We start from the raw sequence: 21458 nt of genomic DNA on the forward strand, positions 1-21458 counted from the left end.
TACGAGGACGCCTGCTCCTACGAGGACGTCACCTGCGAGCGCTGCGCCACCGTGCTCTGGTCGGCGGGCGCGGACCGGGTGAGGTACTGCGGTACGGGGGCGTCGTCGCCGCCGGTGTCGCGGACCAGGCCGTAGCGGAGCACGCCCGGCGGGCCGGTGTTGACGTCGGCGTTGATGCTGTCCCAGTTCATGACCTGGACGGTCATGCCGTAGTCGACGGCGCCGGTCTCGTTCTGGTGGAGGGTGACCTCGCCGTCGACGTAGTAGTACTCGTTCTGCCACATCTGCTGGGCGCCCGCGGGCACCGAGAAGCCGGGCCAGGCCCCGTGCTCGTCCATGCGCAGGCCGCCGCCGGAGGCGACGTGGAACAGCTTGCCCTTCAGCCCGGTCCAGGTCGGCATGGTGATGGTGCCCTTGCGGGTGGAGGCGCCGAGCTGCCAGCGGACCCGGAAGTAGCCCCGGCCCGTGAGGGTGACGGTGTTCCCGGCCCACTGCATGACGGCCATGTGGCCGGCGGAGCTGACCAGGGTGCCCTCGGGCCGCCTGGGCAGCGCGCCGGGCACGGCGTCCTTGGCGGGCGCGGTGTCGGCGAGGTCCACCACGGTTCCGTACAGCGAGGAGGGCGACGGGGTGGGCGAGGGGCTGGGCGAAGCCGTCGTGGGGGCAGCCTGCACATGCGTGGAAACGACGGACGGCGAGGGCGCGGCGGCCGCGCGGGTCACCGGCCGACCGGCGCTGTGCGAGGTCTCGTACGCCACCACCGCGCCGCCCGCGGCGAGCGTGACGCCCGCCGTGACCACCACGGCGGGCTTGAGCAGCACCTGCAGCAGCCCGGCCTTGGCCAGCCCCGCCTTGGCCAGCCCCGTGCCGGCCACATGGGCGGCGGCCGCATGCGCGGCGGCGGCTCCCGGCAGCAGCTGCCAGGCGATGGTGAACCCCACGGGCAGCGGCACGAGCGCGAGCCCCACCAGCAGCCGCTCCGCCGGCACCAGGTCGGGCCGCGTGCCGCCGCAGTCCGGGCATGCGCGCGTGTGGCGTGCCAGCCGCTTGCGCCACAGGGGGGAGGGCCGGCCCTCCCACTCCAGGGTGAGCGAGGCCAGCTCGTAGCAGCGCGGGACGGCGTACAGCGCGCGTACGACCGAGCGGGCGGCCTCCAGCTGCGCCTTCAGACGCTGCACGCGCACGGCGGCATGCTGCGGTGTCAGCTCCATCGCTGTCGCCAGCTCGCGGCGGGTCAGCTCGCCGGCGACCTCCAGCCACCACAGCGACAGCAACTGCCGGTCGTCCTCGTCCAGCCAGCGGGTGGCCTCCGCGACCTCCTGCCGCTGTCCCTCCAGGTGCAGCCGCAGGATGGTGAGGTCGACGAAGTCCGCCCCGGGGTCGGCCCGGTCCCGTTCCTCGTCCAGCACGGCCAGGGCGGCGCCGCGCCGGTCCCGGGCGCGGTCGCGCACCTGGCGCATGGCTATCGCCACCAGCCAGGAGCGGAAGCTGTCCGGGTCGCGGAGGCCGTCCAGGCCGTTGACGGCGCGCAGCATGGTCTCCTGCACGACATCGTCCACGTCCAGGTGGCCGTCGAGCGCCCGGCCGACGATGTTGTAGACCAGCGGCAGATACGCGGCCACCAGCTCGTCCAGCGCCGCCGGCTCACCGGCCTGCGCAGCCGCGACCAGTTCGCTCCACTGCCGTATCTCCACGCGCACTCCGCACTCCGCACCGTCGTCGGGCTCCGGCCCCCGTTCAGGAGACGCACGACGCCCGGTCCGATAACACTAATCGGCCACCCGGGAAATCCGGTTGCCGGGCAGGGCGGCCGCCTGCTGCACTAGGGCCTTTCCGGGGGATCTCCGTGGGTGAAGGAGCGGCCCGCCGCGCCAGCGGCTGATGTCACTGCGGCGCCTGTGATCGCAAGGCGCCGGAGCGCCCACAGGGTGGTTTCCTGTGGGCCCGCCGCGCCAGCGGCTGATGTCGCAGTCGGCAACGCCGCGAGCGCTGGTGCCAGGGCACGCGACGCCACGGAGATCCGCCGGACAGGCCCTAACCGACGACACAACCCCCGGTACCGGCAAGCGAAGGAGACGGCAATGCGCGAGGCGTCGATGTCCATCCAGAAGAAGGGAATCGCCACCTACTCAGAGGACATGACACTCAGTGCGTACGCTCAACCTGGGAATCCTGGCCCACATCGACGCCGGTAAGACCAGCCTGACCGAGCGGCTGCTGCACGCCGCCGGGGTCATCGACGAGATCGGCAGCGTCGATGACGGCAGTACCCAGACCGATTCCCTGGCGCTCGAACGGCAGCGCGGCATCACCATCAAGTCCGCCGTCGTGTCCTTCGCCATCGACGACACCACCGTCAACCTGATCGACACGCCCGGCCACCCGGACTTCATCGCCGAGGTGGAGCGGGTGCTCAGCGTGCTCGACGGCGCGGTGATGGTCGTTTCCGCCGTGGAGGGCGTTCAGGCGCAGACCCGTGTGCTGATGCGCGCGCTGCGCAGGCTGCGCATCCCGACTCTCGTCTTCGTCAACAAGATCGACCGCCGTGGCGCGCGGTACGAGCACTCCCTGCGCGGCATCGCCGAGAAGCTGGCCCCCGCCGCCATCGCGATGGGCACGGCCGACGGCATGGGCGCGAGCGGCGCCCGCTTCACGCCCTACGACCGCACGGACGCCCGGTTCACCGCGCGGCTGGCCGAGCTGCTCGCCGACCACGACGACGCGCTGCTCGCGGCGTACGTCGAGGGCGACGGGGCCGTCCCGTACGACCGGCTGCGCGCCCAGCTGGCGGCGCAGACCGGGCGGGCGCTGGTGCATCCGGTGTACTTCGGCTCGGCGATCACGGGCGCGGGGGTGGACGCGCTGACCGCCGGCATCAGGGAGCTGCTGCCGGCGGCCGAGGGCGATGCCGACGGCCCGGTCTCGGGCACCGTCTTCAAGGTCGAGCGCGGGGCGGCCGGGGAGAAGATCGCGTACGTCCGGATGTTCTCGGGGACCGTACGGACCCGTGACCGGGTGCCCTTCGGCGAGGGAGGCGAGGCGGACGGGGGAGGCCGCGAGGGGAAGGTCACCGCGATCAGCGTCTTCGAGCACGGCTCGGCCGTGCGGCGCGCGTCGGTCGCCGCGGGGCGGATCGGCAGGCTCTGGGGGCTCGCCGACGTGCGGATCGGCGACCCGGTCGGCGAGTCCCCGGCGCCCGCCGCACGGCACGGGTACTTCGCCCCGCCGACGCTGGAAACGGTCGTCGTCCCCTCCGGCCCGGCCGACCGGGGCGAACTGCACCTCGCGCTCACCCAGCTCGCGGAGCAGGACCCGCTGATCAACCTGCGGCAGGACGACATCCGCAAGGAGGTCTCCGTCTCGCTCTACGGCGAGGTGCAGAAGGAGGTCATCCAGGCGACGCTGGCGGACGACTTCGGCATCGACGTCACCTTCCGCGAGACCACGACCATCTGTGTCGAGCGGCCGGCCGGCAGCGGTTCGGCCTTCGAGATCATCGACAAGGAGCCCAACCCGTTTCTCGCCACCGTGGGACTGCGGGTCGATCCCGCGCCGGTCGGCTCGGGCGTGGCCTTCCGGCTGGAGGTCGAGCTCGGATCGATGCCGTACGCGTTCTTCAAGGCGGTCGAGGAGACCGTGCGGACCACCCTTCAGCAGGGCCTGCACGGCTGGCAGGTCCCCGACTGCACGGTCACCATGACGCATTCCGGCTACTGGCCCCGGCAGAGCCACGCCCACGGCACCTTCGACAAGAGCATGTCCAGCACCGCCGGGGACTTCCGCAACCTGACGCCGCTGGTGCTGATGGACGCCCTGCGGCGGGCCGGGACCACGGTCTGCGAGCCGGTGCACCGCTTCCGCATCGAGGGCCTTCCCTCCGACGCCCTGGGATCGCTGCTGCCCCTGCTGGCGCGGCTGCGCGCCGTCCCTGGGGCACCGGCCGCGCACGGCTCGTCGTCGTACACCCTGGAGGGGGACATCCCGGCGGCCCATGTCCACGGGCTGCAGCTGCAACTGCCGACGCTGACCAGCGGCGAGGGCGTACTGGAGTCCGCCTTCGACCGCTATGAGCCGGTACGGGGCACGCCGCCGGAGCGGCCGCGCACGGATCACGATCCGCTCAACCGCGACGAGTATCTACTGCGCGTGGTACGGCGGGTGGTATGACTCAGCGTTATGGACGTCGGCATATCCCGGGGCACGCGCGAGTGGCTGCTCATCACCGCCATGACGACACTCGCGTGGCTGCCGTGGCTCCTCTTCGGCGCGGCGCTGATCGGTTCGGCGGTGCTGCTCGGTCACTGGGCTCTGGCCATCCCGCCCGTGGCGGTGGGGGTGTTCGTCGGGATGATCAAGGACCGACGGGACGGCGCCCGGCTGCCGGGCAGGGTCGTGCGGCCGGGCGAGGAGCCCGAACTGACCGAGCTGGTCAGGGATGTGGCCGAGCGGCTCGGGTTCCGGTCACCGCTGCTGGTCCGGGTGGTGCCGGTGCCGCAGGCCGCGCTCGGCCCGGCCAAGGTGTCGGGGGTGCGGGCCTTCGCTCTGGTGCTGGGGCTGCCGCTGTTGCGCGGGCTCAGCGCCGCGCAACTGGCCGCCGTGGTCGCACACGAACTGGCCCACGAGCAGCATGTGAGCGACCGCCGCCGGGCGCGGCTGGCGGCCTCGCGGGGGGCCCTCGCCGACCGGCTCGACGGCCGCTTCCGCCCGCTGGCGCCGCTCGCCGCGCCGCTGCTGCGGGCCTCCCAGCACAGGGCCTGGGAGTCAGAGTTCGCCGCCGACTCCGACTCGGCCCGGGTAGCGGGCACCGCCGCCGCGCGCGGCGCCCTGGAGCTGACCGGGCCGCTGGACGCGGCGTTCGAGGCGCTGGGCGGGAGGTGGCTGGCCGGCCTGGACGAGGAGAACGCCTATCCGGTGGATTTCTACGAGGCCTTCGACGCCGCGTTCGAGGATCCGTACGTGGCGCGCCGGGCCGTGCGGGTGGCGGCCGAGTCCGACGCCCTGGACCCGTACGCGGCGGCGAGCCACCCGCCGTTCGCGCAGCGCATCGCCGCGCTGCCCGACGTCGGCGGTGAGGTCTCCTACGGCGGCGAGCCGGTGCCGCTGCGGGGCGCGAAGGAGATCGAGCGGTGGTGCGCCGCCGGTCTCGCCGGGCTCGACGGCGCCGACGGCCTCAAGCCGGTCCGGATCCTGGCCACCGACCCCGAGCGGTACTTCCGGCCCTCCGGGGAGGACCTGGCGGAACTGCTGGCCGTGACCCGCCGGGACTCCCGCGCCGAGGCCCTGGCCGCCGCCCTGGACGCCGTCGCCGACGGAAGCTGGCCGCGCCTCGCCCGGCGCCTCGAACCCAGGCTGCGGTGGGCCCCGCCCGCCGCCCGCCCGGTCGCCGCCCGCGAGGCGGTGGCCGGCTGCGTCGGCCGGGTCCTGGGCGATGCCCTGCGCGACGCCGGCTGGGAGCACGCGGGGCGCTGGCTGGGCAGTGTGCTGGCCGCCCCGGACGGCACAACGGTGGTGGACGTCCACGACATGCTCACCACCGCCCTGGACACCGGCGACCCCGGCCCCGTACGGGAGTTGCTGCAGTCGGCTGCAGGGACCGGGGTGGCGGCGTGAAACGGCTCCGGTCCGCGCCCGCGCTGCGGGTCGCGCTGCTGGGAATGACGACCGCCGTGGCGGGTTACGCGCTGCTCGCGGTCTGGCTGGGGGTGCACGCGTCCGCGTACGGCAGCGCCCGCGACCGCGCGACCGCGACGGCCGTCGGGCTGGTGATCGAGGACGGCGTCGGCGCCGATGACGACATCCGGGTGCGGTGGACCGACCGCGCGGGCCGGCAGCATGTCGAGCGCTTCGGGGCCTACGACACGGACCGCTACACCAAGGGCAGCCGCTTCGACGTCGCGTACGACCCCGGGCAGGCGGATCCCCAGGGTTTTCCAGCCGACCCGGACGAGACCGGCGCCGAGGACGACCTCCAAGTGCCGATCATGCTCGGGGGCATCGCGGTGGCCGTCTACTGCGGCGCCTGGGCCCGGCGCGGCCGGCGCTTCCGGCGAGTGCGGCGGCTGCCGGGCCGCCCGATGACCGCGGTGGTGCTCAGCGGTGCGGGACGGATCCGGGTGGTACCGGGCTCCGTCTGGCTGGCCCTGTCGGAGGTGGACCCGCCGGGGCCGGTGATCCGCTGCCAGCGCGTCATGTGGCATCCGGCGCTGGATCAGGTGTCCGGTCCGGTCGCGGTGACCGTGCACGGGAATCCGCGCAAGCGCCGCCCGGTCGTGGCCGAACTGCCGGACGGCAGCCGCCCGGTGCCGTTCGGCCTGCGGCGGCGCCGCGTCCCGCAGCGGCTGATGCTGGACGAGCGGTCCGCCGTCCGGGCCGATCTGCGGGACGCCTTCATCCTCCCGGCCGGGGCCGATCCGCTGCCCGCCGCCGCCGGGTCCTGGTGGCGGCAGGGCGCGGTGTTCGCCGCGCTGGGCGCGGCGTTCGGAATCATGATCGGCCTCTGGTCGGGCGACCTCGGCCTCGTGGGGGCTGTCGCCCTCCCCCTCGCCGGGGCGACGGTCTGCGTCAGCCTGTGGGCGCTGAGCGGGCCTCAACCTTGACCCCGAGCGAGCGCAGCACGGACCGCGCCGCATGGTGTCCGGACATTCCGTGGACGCCGGGGCCGGGCGGGGTGGCGGCGGAGCAGATGAAGACGTCCGGGCGGGAGGTGGTGTACGGCACCACCTTCAGCTTCGGCCGGAAGGCGGCCTGCAGCCCGACGAAGGCGCCGCAGGCGATGTCGCCGCCCACGTAGTTCGCGTTGCGCGCGGCGAGTTCCGCCGGGCCGGACACGGCACGCGCAAGGACGAGATCCCGGAAGCCGGGCGCGAAGCGCTCGATCTGCCGCTCCACGGCTTCCGTGGCGTCGCCTTCCCAGCCGTTCGGCACATGCCCGTACGCCCACAGGATGTGCTTGCCCTGCGGTGCGCGTGACGGATCCACGACCGTGGGCTGGGAGGTGATCAGGAACGGCGTGCGGGGCGGCTGTCCGCCGATCGCGCGGCTCAGCGCGTCGCCGATCTCCCCGTAGCTGGGGCCGATGTGGACCGTGCCGGCCCGCCGGACGTCCGGGGCCGTCCAGGGAACGGGCCCGTCGAGCGCGTAGTCGATCTTGAAGGCGGAGGGCCCGTAGCGGTAGCCGCGATAGGCGTCGCCCAGCCCGGCGATGCGCGCGAGCGCGGTCGGGGAGGTGTCGAAGACGTACGCGCGCGCAGGCGGCAGTTCGTCCAGCTTGCGCACGGTCACTCCGGTGTGGATGATCCCGCCGAGCTCCTTCAGGTACGAGCCGAGCGCGTCGGAGATCGCCTGGGAGCCGCCGCGCGCGACGGGCCACCCCCGGTCGTGCCCGGCGAGGGCGAACATCAGGGCCAGGGCGCCGGTGGTCGGCGCGGTGAGCGGGGCGATGGCATGCGCGGCGAGCCCGGCGAGCCAGCCGCGCGCCTTCGGGCCCCGGAAGAGCCGGGCGAGCAGCGCGGCGGGCGGCAGGCCGGTGAGCCCGAAGCGGACGAAGCGGTAGGGGTCGCGGGGCAGGCCGAGCCACTGCGGGCGCAGGAAGTCCGTCGCGATGGCGTTCCAGTGCCCGGCGAAGGGCGCGATGAGCCGCCGGTACGTGCCCGCGTCCCGCGCCCCGAAGGACGCCGCCGTCTCGCCGACGCTCCTGGCCAGCACGGCGGCCGTGCCGTCGTCGAAGGGGTGGGCCATCGGCAGCGCGGCGTGCAGCCACTTCAGGCCGTGTTCGGCGAGCGGCATCGCGTCGAAGGCGGGCGAGCCGATGCCGAAGGGGTGCGCGGCCGAGCACGGGTCGTGCCGGAAACCGGGCAGCGTCAGCTCCTCGGTGCGGGCCCCGCCGCCGATGACCTGGCCCGCCTCGTAGACCTCGACCGACAGCCCGGCCCGGGCCAGCTCGACGGCCGCGGTGAGCCCGTTCGGGCCCGCCCCGACGATGATCGCGTCCACCACATGTGCCCTGCTCATCGCTCCCCCGTCCTGCCCATCAGCTCCACGACCCGCCGGGCCGTCTCCTCGTCCCGTGCCACCGCGTACGGAAAGGCGTTGCCGCCGCCGATCCGGAACGGCTCACCCGCCGCCGTGACGCTCGCCCCGCCCGCCTCGGCCACCAGCAGCAGCCCCGCCGCGTGGTCCCACGGCGCCTCCCACGTGAAGGCCACCGCGTCCAGCGCGCCCCGCGCGACCTCCAGGTAGTCCAGCCCCGCGCAGGTGCACTGCCGCGCGTGCAGCCCCTCCGCCGCCAGCCCCTCGAACTGCCGCCGCTCCTGCTCGTCCAGATACGCGAACTGCGAGGTCGCCACGCGCAGCACCTCCCCCTCCGCCGCCCGCGCGGTACGGATCGGCTCCCCGTCCAGCAGCGCCCCCGCCCCCCGCCGCGCGGTCGCCATCAGGCCGAGCCGTGGCGCGTACGTCCACGACGCCAGCACCTCGCCGCCCTGCGCGAGCGCGACCAGCGTCGCGAAGTGCTCCTTGCCCGCCACGAAGTTGGCCGTCCCGTCCACCGGGTCCACGATCCACACCGGCTCCGCCCCGCCGATCCGCTTCAGCACCCCCGGATCCGCGTGCACCGCCTCCTCCCCCAGCACCACCGACCCCGGCAGCAGCGCGGGCAGCAGCTCGGTCAGCCGCGCCTCCGCGTCCCGGTCCGCGACCGTCACCAGATCGCGGGGCCCGGTCTTCTGCTTGACCTCGCCCGCCCCGAGCCGCCGCCACCGCGGCAGGATCTCCGCGGCGGCGACCGCTCGTACGGCGTCTTCGACGGCTGTGAGGAGTGCGTCATCGATCACTCGTACATCAGACCAGATCGACGAGTGCAATGCCGTCCCCCCGCGGGGATACTGCCTCCCAGCGGTCCCACCCCTTCCGCGACGGGAGCCAGACGTGTCCGAACAACGGTCCAGCCGCTGGAGTGTCCCGCCCAGCGCGCCGATCGGCGGCAGGGCGGGTGCGGCGTTCTGGACGGCCGCGGCGACGGTCTACGCCACAGCGATCGTCCTGCGCGTGATCGTGCTGGCCCTCGAACCGGCCCCGGCGGCCGACGGGACCCGCGCGCTGCCCGGTCCGGGCCTCGCGGAGACGCCGTTCGTCGCCATACCGCTGGCGATGGCCACGACAGCCCTCGGCGTCATGCCCGCTCTGGCGCTGGCCGCGTCGGCCGCCCGCCGGGGGGGCCGCCCGGCGACCTGGCACTTCTGCGCCGCGGCGGCGGTCGTCACGGCCGCCGCCGAGGCGTTCGGTTTCACCGTGCTCACCGCGCTGCTCGCCTTGCAGCTGCGCTGGGAGATCTTCCTGTGGGGATGGCTCCTGCTGACGCTGCTCCAGGTTCCCGCCGCCGTCTGCGCCCGTGCGGCTTCCGTCCGGCAGCCGTCGCCGAAGGGGCTCAGGCGTTGACTGCCGGCATGACGGTCGTGCCGTAGACGTCGATCGTCGCCTCCTTGGCGTCCTGCATGTTGTAGATCGCGAACTGGTCCACGCCCAGGTCGCGCAGCGCCTTCAGCTTCTCGATGTGCTGCTCGGCGGTGCCGATCAGGCAGAAGCGGTCCACGATCTCGTCGGGCACGAAGGCCGTGTCCGGGTTTCCGGTCCGGCCGTGGTGGGAGTAGTCGTAGCCCTCCCGGGCCTTGATGTACTCGGTCAGCTCCTCCGGGACCATCGAGGAGTGCTCGCCGTACTTGCCGACCAGGTCGGCCACATGGTTGCCGACCATGCCGCCGAACCAGCGGCACTGCTCGCGCGCGTGGGCCAGCGCCTCCGGCGAGTCGTCCTCGGTGACGTACGCGGGCGCGGCCACGCAGACCTTGACGTCGTCGGGGTTCCGGCCGGCGGCGACGGCCGCGTCCTTGACCGCCTTGACCATCCACTCGGTGAGGTAGAGGTCGGCGAGCTGCAGGATGAACCCATCGGCCTTCGCACCGGCCATGGCGAGGGCCTTGGGGCCGTACGCCGCCATCCACACCGGCAGCTTGCCGTCCTTGATCCACGGGATCCGGATCACCGTGCCGCCGAGGTCGGCCTCGCGGCCCTCGGCGAGGTCGCGGATGACATGCATGGCCTCGTCGATGCGGGCCAGGGTGTTGGGCTTGCGGCCCGCGACACGCATCGCGGAGTCGCCGCGGCCGATGCCGCAGACCGTCCGGTTGCCGAACATGTCGTTGAGGGTGGCGAAGGTGGAGGCGGTGACCTCCCAGGTGCGGGTGCCGGGGTTGGTGACCATCGGCCCGATGATCATCCGTTCCGTCTGGGCGAGGATCTGGCTGTAGATGACGAACGGCTCCTGCCACAGCACGGCCGAGTCGAAGGTCCAGCCGTAGGTGAAGCCCTGGCTCTCCGCGCGCTTCATCAGCTCGACGACATACGACGCGGGCGGATCGGCCTGGAGTACGAGTCCGAAGTCCATTGGCGCTGCTCCTAGATGAGGTACTGACAGGTGCCGCGAGGGGTGTACTGGCCGTGTCCGGCCCGGCCCACGTACGCCCGCTCGGTGATGACCGGCTCGCCGCGCGACAGGACGGACTCGACCTGCCCGGTGATGCGCTTGCCCTCGTAGGCCGAGTAGTCCACGTTCATGTGGTGGGTCTCGGCCGAGATGGTCTGCTCGGCGTTCGGGTCGTAGATGACGATGTCCGCGTCAGCCCCTGGCGCGATCGTGCCCTTGCGCGGGTAGAGGCCGAACATCCGGGCCGGGGTCGCGCAGGCGATCTCGATCCAGCGGCGGCGCGAGATGTGGCCGTCGACCACCGCCTGGTGGAGCAGGTCCATGCGGTTCTCGACGCCGGGCAGGCCGTTGGGAATCTTGGAGAAGTCGCCCCGGCCCAGCTCCTTCTGCCCGCTGAAGCAGAACGGGCAGTGGTCCGTGGAGACCACCTGCAGATCGTTCGTGCGCAGGCCGCGCCACAGCGCCGCCTGGTGCTCCTTGGGGCGGAGCGGCGTCGAGCACACGTACTTCGCGCCCTCGAAGTCCGGCTCCGCCAGGTTGTCCGTGGACAGGAAGAGGTACTGCGGGCAGGTCTCGCCGAAGACGTTGAGCCCCTTGTCCCGCGCCTGCGCGAGCTCGGCGAGCGCCTCCTCCGCCGACACGTGGACCACGTACAGCGGGGATCCGGCGACCTGCGCGAGGCGAATGGCGCGGTGGGTGGCCTCGGCCTCAAGGAGGGCGCGCCGCACCTCGCCGTGGTAGCGCGGGTCGGTCTTCCCGGCCGCGAGCGCCTGCTCGACGAGGACGTCGATGGCGATGCCGTTCTCGGCGTGCATCATGATCAGGCCGCCGTTGGCGGCGCCGCGCTGCATCGCGCGCAGGATCTTGCCGTCGTCGCTGTAGAAGACGCCCGGGTAGGCCATGAAGAGCTTGAAGGAGGTGACGCCTTCCTGGACGAGGACGTCCATCTCCTTCAGGGTGTCCTCGTTGACGTCCGACATGATCATGTGGAACGCGTAGTCGACGGCGCACTTCGCGTCCGCCTTGGCATGCCACGCGTCCAGCCCGCCGCGCAGGCTCTCCCCCACCGACTGCACCGCGAAGTCCACGATGGTCGTGGTCCCGCCCCAGGCCGCGGCGCGCGTGCCCGTCTCGAACGTGTCGGAGGCGAAGGTGCCGCCGAAGGGCAGCTCCATGTGGGTGTGCGCGTCCACTCCGCCCGGGATGACGTACTTGCCGGTCGCGTCGATCACCCGGTCGGCGGACTCGGTCCAGCTCTGCGCGAACTCGCTGTCGTGCGAGGCGAGAGCGGCGATCCTGCCCCCCTCGACGAGGACGTCGGCGTGGATCTCCTCCGCGGCGGTGATGACCAGTCCGCCACGGACGACTGTGCGGCTCATGCTCTCCCACTCCTTCCCGATGGCTCAGTGGGCCGGTTCCGAATGCGTTCCCGACGCTACGTCAGAACGACTCTACGCACGTAGACCCCGGCCGTGGTGGATTAGCTAAGGGCACGTCAGCCGACGCGGCAATACCGCTGCCGTTAATCGCCGGAGACGATCACGTTTCCCTCCGGACACCACGTGTCACCGCCGGACCGGGCACCCACCCTACGCCCGGTTTGCCACGGTTCGAGCGCAGCACGCACTGTCCTGTATGAGGGTTTTTCATATGCTGTTTGCCCTGCATAAGTAAAAACAGTTCAACCACAGGTGACTGAGGCCCCAGCGACAGCCTGTGTCCATAGCTTCCTTGCCCATGACACACAACAACACCACCACGGACAACAACGGACCCAACAAGCCCAGGCACAAGGCCGGTTCGCTCATCAGCCGACGCCGTGTCGTGTTAGGCGGCAGCGCGATCGCGGCAGCCGCGGGACTGGGAATCGCGGGCCTGGCCGGAGCCGCGACCAACAGCGGCACATCGGCGGAGGCCGGCACCGGAACATCCGGGACATCGTCGGGCAGCGGCGTCTGCACCCTCACCGCCGAGGCCACGGAGGACGACTACGCGCTGACCGGCGCGCTGACCCGGCAGGACATCCGGGAGGACAAGGAAGGCGTCCAGATCGACTACACCTTCACGGTCGTCGACACCGCCAACGACTGCGCACCCCTGAGCGACGCCCTGGTGGAAATCTGGCAGTGCGACGCCCTGGGCGAGTACTCCGGTTTCGTCGGCGAGCACGGCAACACCGAGGACGACGACAGTACGTGGCTGCGCGGCGGCAACATCACCGACAGCGACGGCCAGGTGCTCTTCACCTCCATCTGGCCCGGCCACTACGAGGGACGCGCCGTACATGTGCACATTCGGGTGCACACCGATGTCACCTTCGTCGACGACACCTACAGCGGCGGCACTGTGGTCCACACCGGCGAGTTGTTCTTCGACCCGGACATCAACGCCACCGTCCAGGAGCTCTCCCCGTACTCCGACAACACCACGACCGAGACCCTCCTCGACGACGACACCGTCTACGACGGCGACGGCACCCCTTCCGGCCTGCTCACCATCGAGGCCGTCGGAGACGACCCCTCCGACGGCTACACCGCCACCCTGACCGTCGGCGTGGACACCTCCGCTACGCACGCATCCGCCGAGCCCACCTCGACGCCGGGGCAGAACTCCGGCGGGACCGGGACTGGGAACGGAACTGGAACCGGAACCGGCACCGGGAATGGGAACGGCGACACAAGCGCCAATCCCAGCAGCAGCTCCGGCGGCAACCAGACCAACCCGAGCCAAAGTCAGAGTCAGAGTCAGAGCACCGGCACCAGCCCGACGGGCACCGTCAGCGCTTCGCCCACCGTGAGCGCGAGCACCAGCCCGAGCGCCAGCACCAGCGCCTCCAGCTGACACGCCGACCGCTCCGTGAACCGGACCGGGCGCCCCGCACCAGGGGCGCCCGGTCCTGACGAGTCCTGAGGCGGGTGGGTCAGCGGGATACGGACTCCACCACGGTGATCCGGTGCATCCTGTGCCGGCGCGGACTGCAGTGGACGTCGACCACATCGCCCACTCGGGGCAGGTCGCGGAGGGGATCGTCCCACCCGCACCACCCTCACCGGCCCCGTCCCGGGCCGTCGCATGCACCACCATCGACAACCGCCCCCACGCCATCACCAGCAGCTACGACAACACCGTCCGTATCTGGGACCTTGCGCTCCACCGGCTTGCGAGGGCTCGGCTCGACAGACCGCGCGCACCGTTAGCATCGAGGTACGGCATCGCGTGTCGGTCACCGTCCGGGTGAGGCATGGAGGCGCCCGTGAGATGCCTACGGAGGCATTCCACACATGTCAGTCGAGCTGAATCACACCATCGTCCATTGCCACGACCGGCAGAGCTCTGCCGAATTCCTGGCCGCTGTCCTGGGCCTGGAGGTCGGGACGGCCTGGGGACCGTTCCTGCCGGTCAAGACCGCCAACGGGGTCACCCTGGACTTCGCGACCGTCGGCCCGGAGGAGAGCGTCACCCCGCAGCACTACGCGTTTCTGGTCTCCGAGGAGGAGTTCGACGCGGGGTTCGCGCACATCCAGAAGGCCGGGGTCACGTATTTCGCGGATCCCGGCCGCAAATACCCCGGCGAGATCAACCACAATGACGGCGGACGCGGGGTGTACTTCCTCGATCCGTCCGGGCATTACCTGGAGATGATCACCCGGCCGTACGGCGGCTGAGCGCGCGGAGCGGCTGCTCAAGCCTGCGGGCAGCGGCGGCGTCGGTCTCCTGCAGCTCGCCCAGCAGGGCCTCAGTCGCCGCGCCCAGGGCGCGGGCAAGCTCGGCAGGGTCGAGGCTGCGTACGAGCGCCTGCCGTACCGGGGCGGTGACTTCGGGCGGCAGGCGGTCGGCGCCCTTGGCGTACGCGTCGGGGAGGCCGAGGCGGAGGCAGGCGAGGGTGAGGGTGTGGTCGCGCAGCGCGCTGATCCAGTACTCGGCCTGCCACAGCGCTCCGCGCTCGATGGAGTTGCGGGCGTGGAGGACGTGGTGCCAGGCGAGGCCGATGAGGTGGTCCGGGTCGGCGGTTCCGAGCACCCGGGGTGCGGCTTCGCCGAAGAGGAGGCGGAAGGCGCCGTCGCCGAGGGGGCCGAAGTCGGGGGCGGAAGCGAAACCGAGGTCGACTTCGAGCAGTTCGGCGAGCAGGAAGGCGCGGTAGGTCGCCGGGCCGGCCTGGAGGTCGAAGTGGTGGACGGCGCCGAGTTCGGCGTAGGCGTACGCGGTCCAGTCGGCGAGCACGTCCGGGATGGGGACGGACGCGGCGACGCCGAAGAAGAGGTCGACGTCGGACCAGCGGTCCTCGGCGTCGCGGGCGGCGGAGCCGGTGAGGGCAGCGGCGGTGATGCGGGCGTCGTGGCGGGCGCGGGAGATGAGCTGCGTCCGGATGTGGTGGAGGCGTTCCACCGTCAGGCGCGGGCGGCGGCGTAGCCGACGAAGGCGGCCCACTGGTGCGGGGTGAAGGCGAGCTGGGGGCCCTGGGCGTCCTTGGAGTCGCGGACGTGGACGGTGGCGGGGCAGGTGGCGACCTCGATGCAGCTGTCGCCCTCTGAGCCGCTGTAGCTGCTCTTGAACCAGGCCAGTTCGGTGGTGCTCATAGCGCTCCTCTGATCCGCTTCACCAGGCTCACGGAGTCCTCGGGCGTGAGGGCCTGTGAGCGCAGTTTCGCATACCGCATCTTGAGCACACTGACATCATCCGGATTGGAGATCAACTGGCCCGTCTTCTGACCTTCGCTGTAGCCGAGCCAGATGTGCTCAGGGGTCTCCAGCAGCTGCATCGACCCGTCCGTGCCCGCGTGGTCCGGCTGGCGCAGCGGCATGATCTGGAGCTCGACGTTGACCAGTTCAGCGCAGGTCAGCAGGTTGTCGATGAGGCCCCGGGTGACCTCCGTGCCGCCGGTGAAGCGTTCGATCACGGCCTGTTCGATGATGAAACTGAAGGCGATGAGCGGCTCGCGGTGCAGCAGTTCCTGGCGGGCGAGGCGGGCGGCGACGCGCTGCTCGACCTGTTCCTCGGTCGGCGGCGGGGGGACGTTCAGGGTGACCGCGCGGGCGTAGGCCTCGGTCTGCAACAGGCCTGGGATCACGCGGCATTCGTACGTGTTCAAGGCCACGGCCGTCTGCTCCAGTTCGGCCCACTGCCGGAACCACGCCGCCAGCCCCGGCTGCCGGGACAGATGCTTCGCCGCCGCCCGCAGGACGTTGAAGGCGTCAAGAGCCTCCTCCGCCCGGTCGATGAAGTCCTTCGGCGGGAGGCGGCGGCCCTGCTCGATGGAGGCAACCGTCTGGATCGAGTAGCGCACCAGGGGCGCGAGTTGCTCCTGCGTGAGCCCCGCGCGTTCACGGAAGACCTTGACCACGGCTCCGAATGCCTTGAGGCTGTCCGTGGATTCCGGCTCGTCCTGCATGCTCGACCCCCTGGGTGTGCTGCCCTCAACCCTCCTATGGTCACGGTCCGTTACACGTACTGTCCATCCCGTGCGCTCGTACGGCGATCAGCGTACGAGCGGGTGAGCTGGTGCGGCGGGGGCTCCGGCCCCCACCGTGGGGGCCATGCAGACGCGAGCACCGGACCCGTTGTCCGTCACCGTACGTATGTTCACGCAGCGCTTCAGCTCGACCCGTAAAGGGGCCCGGCTCGCACGGCTGCTGACGCTCCACCAACTGGACGAGTGGGGTATCGCGTACGACTGCGAGACGTCGGACCGGGCGGCGGCGATCATCGCGGAGCTGGCGGCGAACGCCGCAACGCACGGCAGGGTCGCCGGAAGGGACTTCGAGGTCAGCCTGAGGCTGGGCGAAGCCCAGCTCCGCATCGAGGTGGCCGATGCTCGATCCGAGCGCAGGCCGGCGGCCCCCGCCGTGCCGGGGCGGCCGGAGAGCGAGACGGGGCGGGGGTTGCTGGTGGTGGAGGTGCTGGCGGACCGGTGGGGGGTGTGCGGTCGGAGCGGGCCCGGGAAGACGGTGTGGGCGGAGTGCGATCTGCCGGGGGCGGGGCCCGCCTGTTGCCGTCAGAGCGTCCAGGCGGGGGAATCGGCGGGCGGGGCGGGGCTGGGCTGCCAGGAGGAGGAGTCGGCGTCGGGGTCCCAGAAGGGGACGCCGTGGCCGTAGTAGATGAGGCCGGCCCAGTAGTCGGGGAGTTCGTGGAAGATCAGGTCGTCCTCGTCGTCGAAGACCATGTCCTGCCAGTGGCCGTTGACGCGGGCGATCGCTTCCGCGAGCGGGATGCCGTAGCGGGTCGCCATCTCGTCGGCGATCTCGTCGAGGTATTCCGCGACCTCCGTGGGCAGGGGGTGCATGAGGTATCTGGAAGGTCCGGGCATGGTCAGGTGGCCGCCTGTAGTCCGCTGTTGAAGATCTTTGCCGCTTCCGGAGTGTAGATGGCGATCTGGTGGCCGCCGATCACCGAGGGCTTCCACTTCATGAAGTCCTTGAGGTTCAGGAGCATGGGGCCTTCGACGCTGTCGTAGCCGTGGTTCTTGTTGTTGCCAATTCGGCTCTGGTAGAAGAAGTCGTCGAGTTCGTCGCTCTTGCCTGTGAACTTCTTGTTGTTCAGTTTGTCCAGTTCCGCCTTGTCGACACGGTAGTGCAGGACGGCGGGGGTGTCGTTGTTCTGCTTGGCGATCCGGTTGGCCCATTTCTCGGCCTGGGTGCGGTTGTTGGTGGTGTAGAAGCCACCCGTGCCGAAGTCCATGTTGCGTCCGCTGAAGTTCGGGTTGATGCCGTTCTTGCGGATCGCGTCCGCGCCGGACTGCGTCGTGCCGTGGTAGAGGTCGACGTAGGGGGCGAGACCCAGCGGGTCGGTCATGCAATGCGGGTTGTCGACGTACGCGACCGGGTTCGGCGCGGGGCTGAGACCGAGCGGGTCGGGGCTGAGGTAGCGGGCGGTGGCGGGGTCGTAGTAGCGGTGGAAGTTGTAGTGGAGGCCGCTTTCGGCGTCGAAGTACTGGCCGGGGAAGCGCAGCGGGGTGTACGCGGTGGAGTCGGTGCTCCAGGTGGTGGCGCCCCAGAGGGTGGTGCGGGCGCGCCAGGTGATCTCGCCGGATTCGTCGACGAGTTCGGTGGGGGTGCCGACGAGATCGGTGACGATGGCGAAGAAGCGCCTGTCGATCTCGTCCTGGCCGGTGTCCTGACCGGCCTTGTGCTCGGTCTGGGCGATGGGGCGCAGGCCGTTGTAGTCCCAGGCGATGGAGACGGCCGGGGTGTCGTCTCCCCTGGTCGTGGTCTGTTCGGCGAGGGTGGCGCCGTCCCAGGTGAAGGTGGTCTCCTCAGCGACGGTGATGCCGTCGGCGGCGAGGCGGCGCTTGGCCGTGCGGCGGCCGAGGGGGTCGTAGAGGTAGGTCCAGGTCTCGCCGTCGGGGGTGGTGAGGCGGGTGAGGCGGTCGTCGGCGTCCCACTGGTAGGTCCAGGTCTCGGGGCCGTGGGAGAGGCGTTTGCGCTGGCGCAGGGTCATGCGGCCGAGGGCGTCGTGCTCGTAGCGGACGTTGCCGGCGGAGGTGATGCGGGTGCCTTCGTAGCGGCGTTCGCCCCGGGTGTCGGCGAGGGGGAGGCGCTCGGGCCACTCGGCGGTCGACTGGTTGCCCGCCGCGTCGTAGGCGTAGCTCTCGGTCCAGTCCTGGGCGGTGACGGCGGTGACGCGGCCCATGGAGTCGAGGGTGTGCCGCTGGGGGCCGTGGACCGGGTCGTCGATGCCGGTGAGGTGGCCGTCGGGGCGGTAGGTGTACGTACGGTGCTGGCCACCGGTGAGGCTTTGGGCGGTGAGGCGGCCGAGGGCGTCCCAGGTCTGGGTGATCTCGCAGGCGCCGAAGGAGCGGGCGGTCTCGCGGCCCGCCGCGTCACGGGTGAAGCGGAAGGCGCGCCCGGCGCTGGTGAGCTGCTCGATCTGGCCGGCGGCGTCGTACTCCCAGGTGGTGACGGCTCCGGAGGGGGTGGTGCGGCTGGTGCGGCGGCCGAGGATGTCCTGGGTGAAGCTCAGGACGCGGCCGTTGTGGGTCTCGGAGAGCAGCTGCCCGGTTGCCGGGTCGCGGGTGTACTCCAGGACGGTGTCGGGGTCGGCGGCCCGGACGAGGCGGCAGCCGGCGTCGTGGGCGTAGGTGGTGATCCGCCCGGCGGCGTCGCGTTCGGTGACATTGCCGAGGACGTCGTAGGTGAGGCGGATGACCTGGCCCAGGGCGTCGGTGCGGGTGGTGAGCTGCCCTGCGGCGTCGTGGGTGTAGGTGAGGGTGCGGCCGTCGAAGTCGGTCTCGGTGGTGAGGCGGCCGAGGGGGTCGTACGCGTAGTCCCAGGTGAGGCCGGACGGGTCGGTGACGCGGGTGAGGCGGAGCTGGGCGTCGTGCTCGAACTCGTGGCGTACGCCGTCGGGGCCGGTGCGGGCGCGCAGGGTGTCGAAGTGGCCGTACTCGAAGGCGGTGACGCCGCCCATGGCGTCAGTGTGGCTGACGCAGTTGCCCTCGCCGTCGAAGGTCCAGGAGCGGCGGGCGCCGTCCGGGTCGATGCGGCGGGTGACGTTGCCCTCGGCGTCCCGTACGACGTGGGTGGTCGCGCCGAGCGGGTCGGTGACGGCGATGACCTGGCCGAGTTCGTCGCGCTCGATCACGGTGACGGCGCCGAGGGGGTCGGTGAGGGCGACCGGCAGGCCCGCGTCGTCGCAGCGGATGCCGGAGGTCAGGCCGAGCGGGTCGGTGACGGAGACGGGACGGCCACGGTCGTCGTAGGCGTAGCGGGTGACGGCCCCGCCGGGGGCGGTCAGGGAGACGCGGTTGCCCCGGGCGTCGAATTCCTGCTGCCAGAGGGTGCCGTCGGGGTCGGTGATGGCGACGGGCAGGCCGAGGTCGTTGTACTCGGCGGTGGAGCGCAGGCCGTCGGGGCGGGTGACGGCGGTGACGCGGCCCGCGTCGTCGTACTCGAAGGAGGTGGTGCGGCCCAGCGGGTCGATGACGGCGGTGAGGCGGTCCCGGTCGTCGTGCGGGGTGCGGGTGGTGTTGCCGAGCGGGTCGGTCTCGGCGACGACCCGGAGGCGGTCGCTGATCAGGTAGCGGGTGGTGTGGCCGTCACCGGTGGTGGCGGTGGTGACGCGCAGGCCCGTGGCGGGATCGGTGCCGTCGTAGGTGAAGGTCAGCGTGATGTGGCCGGCCTCGCCGCCTTCGGCGACGCAGCGGTCGAGGTGGTCGTACCGGTACTCGTAGCGGCGGTCGTTGCTGTCGGTCCAGGAGGTGACGCGGGCCCGCTCGTCGTAGGCGAGCTGCAGGGAGACGCCGGCCGGGCCGGTGACGGAGGTGAGGTGGCCGTCGGTGTAGGCGTAGCGCCGGATCTCCTGGCCGCCGAGCTGGAGGGCGGTGATCCGGCCGTCCTCGGCGGTGAGGGTGAGGTGGTGGCCCGCGTGGTGGCGGATGTCGGTGGGGGCGCCGGTCTCCGGATCGTGGTCGAAGGTGATCCAGTTGCCGTTGCGGTCGGATATCTCGTGCAGCAGCGCGAGTTGTTCCGGGTCGTGGGCGGCGGCGGTGAAGTGCCGGGTGTGGCCGGTGTCGGGGTCGTGGACGGCCCAGTCGCCGTCGGCGGTACGGGTCAGGGGCCAGCGCGGGCCGCTGTCGGGCAGTACGGGCTCGTCGCCGGGTTCCGGGGTCGCGTAGGAGAGCAGCAGGCCGCCCTCGGTGACCAGGACGACGCCCCGGTCGTCCAGTTCCAGGCGCTGGTCGGCGGTGGAGGACCAGGAGGGCCCGAACCAGCGGCCCACGCGGTAGCCGGACTCGACGCGGCGGTTGAAGGCCAGGGGCAGGGCGCCGGGCAGGACGAGGTCGGTCTGCGGGAGGAACATCCGGCCGCTGGCCATGTCGACGGGGTCGCTGCCGCCGGAGTTGACGGAGTTGGGCGAGCGGCTGCTGTTGTGCGGGTGCAGGTCGTCGACCTGGGTGCGGGCGCGCTGCCCGCCGCCGCCCTTGCCGCCGCCGCTGCCGCCGTGGCCGCCGCCGCTTCCGGCGTGCGGGTCGCGGGGCATGTCGTTCTTGCCGCCGCCCTTGAGGATCTTGTCCAGCTCGGAGGCGTGCTTGGCGTCGGTCTCGGCGTGGTTGGCGGCGACCTTCTTCAGCCGGGTCCCGGTGCCGTGGTAGAGGTCCTTGACGGCCTTGCCGGCGTCCTGGCCGATGGTCTTGCCGAGCTTCTTGGCGCCGTCGTCCAGCGCCTGGGTGATCTTGTTCGTCACGCGAAGGACACTCCAGACACCCGGGCCGTGAACTCGTCCGCGTGCGCGGCCACCTTCTCCGCCTGCTGGTGCATCAGCTCGGCGCGCGCCTGCAACTCCTCCGGGTGGACGGAGAATCCGCTGCCCACCCCGCTGTCGCCGCCGCCCGATCCCCCGGATTCGGCGGCCCCGAACATCAGCCCGGTCACCGCCTTGCCGACGACATCGACCAGCGGGTTGATGGCGGCCTCGATCACCGCGCCGATGATGTGCTGCTCAAGCTGCTGTTCGAGATAGTCGATGCACTTCTTCGCCGCCGCGATGATCAGCGCCTCGGCCGCCTCGGCCAGCCCGAACGTCAGCACGGCGGCGGCCTGGTCGGCGACGAACGACACGGCCAGCCCGATGAGTTCGGCGATCGCCACGCCCTTCATGGTCACGATCACATCCGCCGCCACGTCCAGCGCGGTCGCCACCGCGTGGCAGGCGGTGACCATCTCGGACATGTGGCCGGACGACAGCCGGTCCCACTTCTCCATCAGCGTGTCGTACGAGGCGCCCTGGTACACGTCGGCCAGCTGCTTGACGTGGGCGGTGGAATCCTGGTGGGTATCATCCAGTTTGGTCGCGAAGTCCCTTACGTGGCCGCCGAATTCGCGAACCTTGTCCTCATTGACGTCCGGCCAGTTGATGCCGATGAACTGGAGTAAAGACACCACTTCTTCAGGCAGTTCAATCGCCATGACACCCAACCCCGTACCGAACAGCAGCTCATATCGAATTCACAGAAGCATGCCTGCCACCGGGTAATGGAATGGTC

18 protein-coding genes are annotated in these 21458 nt (G+C 71.5%); 7 read left to right on the plus strand and 11 right to left on the minus strand.

Going from position 1 to position 21458, the window contains the following annotated elements:
• Nucleotides 1-17: 17 nt before the first annotated feature.
• Complete coding sequence (locus OG607_RS08805) at nucleotides 18-1694, minus strand: sigma-70 family RNA polymerase sigma factor (protein WP_405720867.1); 1677 nt, start codon at nucleotides 1692-1694, stop codon at nucleotides 18-20.
• A 454-nt stretch (nucleotides 1695-2148) separates the two neighbouring features.
• Between OG607_RS08805 and OG607_RS08810 the strand changes: the two genes are divergently transcribed.
• From OG607_RS08810 to OG607_RS08820, 3 genes are read left to right on the plus strand one after another with little or no spacing between them, the layout of a single operon-like run.
• Nucleotides 2149-4167, plus strand: coding sequence for a GTP-binding protein (locus OG607_RS08810; RefSeq protein WP_405720870.1), 2019 nt, complete (start codon nucleotides 2149-2151; stop codon nucleotides 4165-4167).
• Between the two features lie 9 nt (nucleotides 4168-4176).
• Nucleotides 4177-5610: a M48 family metallopeptidase gene (locus OG607_RS08815; RefSeq protein ID WP_405720873.1), complete on the plus strand. Its 1434-nt coding sequence runs from the start codon at nucleotides 4177-4179 to the stop codon at nucleotides 5608-5610.
• A complete protein-coding gene (locus OG607_RS08820) occupies nucleotides 5607-6596 on the plus strand; it encodes a hypothetical protein (RefSeq protein ID WP_405720875.1) in 990 nt (329 codons plus the stop codon). The genes OG607_RS08815 and OG607_RS08820 overlap by 4 nt, the downstream gene beginning before the upstream one ends.
• On the opposite strand, the gene OG607_RS08825 is transcribed toward OG607_RS08820, so the two are convergent.
• Nucleotides 6562-8010, minus strand: coding sequence for a phytoene desaturase family protein (locus tag OG607_RS08825; RefSeq protein ID WP_405720878.1), 1449 nt, complete (start codon nucleotides 8008-8010; stop codon nucleotides 6562-6564). The genes OG607_RS08820 and OG607_RS08825 overlap by 35 nt on opposite strands.
• Nucleotides 8007-8831, minus strand: a complete 825-nt coding sequence (locus tag OG607_RS08830) for an inositol monophosphatase family protein (protein ID WP_405720881.1) — start codon at nucleotides 8829-8831, stop codon at nucleotides 8007-8009. Before OG607_RS08830 ends, OG607_RS08825 begins: the two co-directional genes overlap by 4 nt.
• 94 nt (nucleotides 8832-8925) lie before the next feature.
• Here OG607_RS08830 and OG607_RS08835 point away from each other — a divergent pair, with 94 nt between their 5' ends.
• Complete coding sequence (locus OG607_RS08835) at nucleotides 8926-9435, plus strand: hypothetical protein (RefSeq protein WP_405720884.1); 510 nt, start codon at nucleotides 8926-8928, stop codon at nucleotides 9433-9435.
• Here the strand turns inward: OG607_RS08835 and OG607_RS08840 are convergent.
• Nucleotides 9425-10441: a TIGR03842 family LLM class F420-dependent oxidoreductase gene (locus OG607_RS08840; protein ID WP_405720887.1), complete on the minus strand. Its 1017-nt coding sequence runs from the start codon at nucleotides 10439-10441 to the stop codon at nucleotides 9425-9427. The two genes, OG607_RS08835 and OG607_RS08840, sit on opposite strands and share 11 nt — an antisense overlap.
• Before the next feature lie 11 nt (nucleotides 10442-10452).
• The gene (gene hydA / locus OG607_RS08845; RefSeq protein WP_405720890.1) at nucleotides 10453-11859 is read right to left on the minus strand and encodes a dihydropyrimidinase; all 1407 of its coding nucleotides are present in this window, start codon (nucleotides 11857-11859) and stop codon (nucleotides 10453-10455) included.
• 358 nt (nucleotides 11860-12217) lie between these two features.
• Between hydA and OG607_RS08850 the strand changes: the two genes are divergently transcribed.
• Together OG607_RS08850 and OG607_RS08855 are read left to right on the plus strand one after the other, a co-directional pair.
• Nucleotides 12218-13321: an intradiol ring-cleavage dioxygenase gene (locus OG607_RS08850; RefSeq protein WP_405720892.1), complete on the plus strand. Its 1104-nt coding sequence runs from the start codon at nucleotides 12218-12220 to the stop codon at nucleotides 13319-13321.
• Between the two features lie 440 nt (nucleotides 13322-13761).
• A complete protein-coding gene (locus tag OG607_RS08855) occupies nucleotides 13762-14145 on the plus strand; it encodes a VOC family protein (protein ID WP_405720895.1) in 384 nt (127 codons plus the stop codon).
• On the opposite strand, the gene OG607_RS08860 is transcribed toward OG607_RS08855, so the two are convergent.
• From OG607_RS08860 to OG607_RS08870, 3 genes are read right to left on the minus strand one after another with little or no spacing between them, the layout of a single operon-like run.
• Complete coding sequence (locus tag OG607_RS08860) at nucleotides 14123-14908, minus strand: hypothetical protein (RefSeq protein ID WP_405720897.1); 786 nt, start codon at nucleotides 14906-14908, stop codon at nucleotides 14123-14125. The genes OG607_RS08855 and OG607_RS08860 overlap by 23 nt on opposite strands.
• Complete coding sequence (locus tag OG607_RS08865) at nucleotides 14869-15057, minus strand: DUF397 domain-containing protein (protein WP_405720900.1); 189 nt, start codon at nucleotides 15055-15057, stop codon at nucleotides 14869-14871. The genes OG607_RS08860 and OG607_RS08865 overlap by 40 nt, the downstream gene beginning before the upstream one ends.
• A complete protein-coding gene (locus OG607_RS08870) occupies nucleotides 15054-15869 on the minus strand; it encodes a Scr1 family TA system antitoxin-like transcriptional regulator (RefSeq protein ID WP_405720902.1) in 816 nt (271 codons plus the stop codon). The genes OG607_RS08865 and OG607_RS08870 overlap by 4 nt, the downstream gene beginning before the upstream one ends.
• Nucleotides 15870-16014: 145 nt before the next feature.
• Between OG607_RS08870 and OG607_RS08875 the strand changes: the two genes are divergently transcribed.
• The gene (locus tag OG607_RS08875; RefSeq protein ID WP_405720905.1) at nucleotides 16015-16572 is read left to right on the plus strand and encodes an ATP-binding protein; all 558 of its coding nucleotides are present in this window, start codon (nucleotides 16015-16017) and stop codon (nucleotides 16570-16572) included.
• Here OG607_RS08875 and OG607_RS08880 read toward each other — a convergent pair.
• The 3 genes from OG607_RS08880 to OG607_RS08890 are packed head-to-tail and all read right to left on the minus strand — an operon-like array spanning nucleotide 16473 to nucleotide 21381.
• Entirely contained in the window at nucleotides 16473-16784 is a 312-nt protein-coding gene (locus OG607_RS08880; RefSeq protein ID WP_405720907.1) for a hypothetical protein, read from the minus strand. The genes OG607_RS08875 and OG607_RS08880 overlap by 100 nt on opposite strands.
• Before the next feature lie 2 nt (nucleotides 16785-16786).
• A complete protein-coding gene (locus OG607_RS08885) occupies nucleotides 16787-20659 on the minus strand; it encodes an RHS repeat-associated core domain-containing protein (RefSeq protein WP_405720908.1) in 3873 nt (1290 codons plus the stop codon).
• Nucleotides 20656-21381 (minus strand): WXG100 family type VII secretion target, encoded by a 726-nt coding sequence (locus OG607_RS08890; protein ID WP_405720911.1) that lies wholly within the window; start codon nucleotides 21379-21381, stop codon nucleotides 20656-20658. Before OG607_RS08890 ends, OG607_RS08885 begins: the two co-directional genes overlap by 4 nt.
• Between the last annotated feature and the right edge of the window lie 77 nt (nucleotides 21382-21458).

Origin of the sequence: Streptomyces sp. NBC_01537 (assembly GCF_045040445.1) — a bacterium.
Lineage (GTDB): Bacteria > Actinomycetota > Actinomycetes > Streptomycetales > Streptomycetaceae > Actinacidiphila.

What these genes read in the sequence shown, in the direction of transcription:
- OG607_RS08890 (WP_405720911.1), bottom strand. Translation starts at nt 21,381, where the DNA reads ATGGCGATTGAACTGCCTGAAGAAGTGGTGTCTTTACTCCAGTTCATC.
- OG607_RS08825 (WP_405720878.1), bottom strand. Translation starts at nt 8,010, where the DNA reads ATGAGCAGGGCACATGTGGTGGACGCGATCATCGTCGGGGCGGGCCCG.
- OG607_RS08870 (WP_405720902.1), bottom strand. Translation starts at nt 15,869, where the DNA reads ATGCAGGACGAGCCGGAATCCACGGACAGCCTCAAGGCATTCGGAGCC.
- OG607_RS08880 (WP_405720907.1), bottom strand. Translation starts at nt 16,784, where the DNA reads ATGCCCGGACCTTCCAGATACCTCATGCACCCCCTGCCCACGGAGGTC.
- OG607_RS08850 (WP_405720892.1), top strand. Translation starts at nt 12,218, where the DNA reads ATGACACACAACAACACCACCACGGACAACAACGGACCCAACAAGCCC.
- OG607_RS08840 (WP_405720887.1), bottom strand. Translation starts at nt 10,441, where the DNA reads ATGGACTTCGGACTCGTACTCCAGGCCGATCCGCCCGCGTCGTATGTC.
- OG607_RS08875 (WP_405720905.1), top strand. Translation starts at nt 16,015, where the DNA reads ATGCAGACGCGAGCACCGGACCCGTTGTCCGTCACCGTACGTATGTTC.
- hydA (WP_405720890.1), bottom strand. Translation starts at nt 11,859, where the DNA reads ATGAGCCGCACAGTCGTCCGTGGCGGACTGGTCATCACCGCCGCGGAG.
- OG607_RS08815 (WP_405720873.1), top strand. Translation starts at nt 4,177, where the DNA reads ATGGACGTCGGCATATCCCGGGGCACGCGCGAGTGGCTGCTCATCACC.
- OG607_RS08855 (WP_405720895.1), top strand. Translation starts at nt 13,762, where the DNA reads ATGTCAGTCGAGCTGAATCACACCATCGTCCATTGCCACGACCGGCAG.
- OG607_RS08865 (WP_405720900.1), bottom strand. Translation starts at nt 15,057, where the DNA reads ATGAGCACCACCGAACTGGCCTGGTTCAAGAGCAGCTACAGCGGCTCA.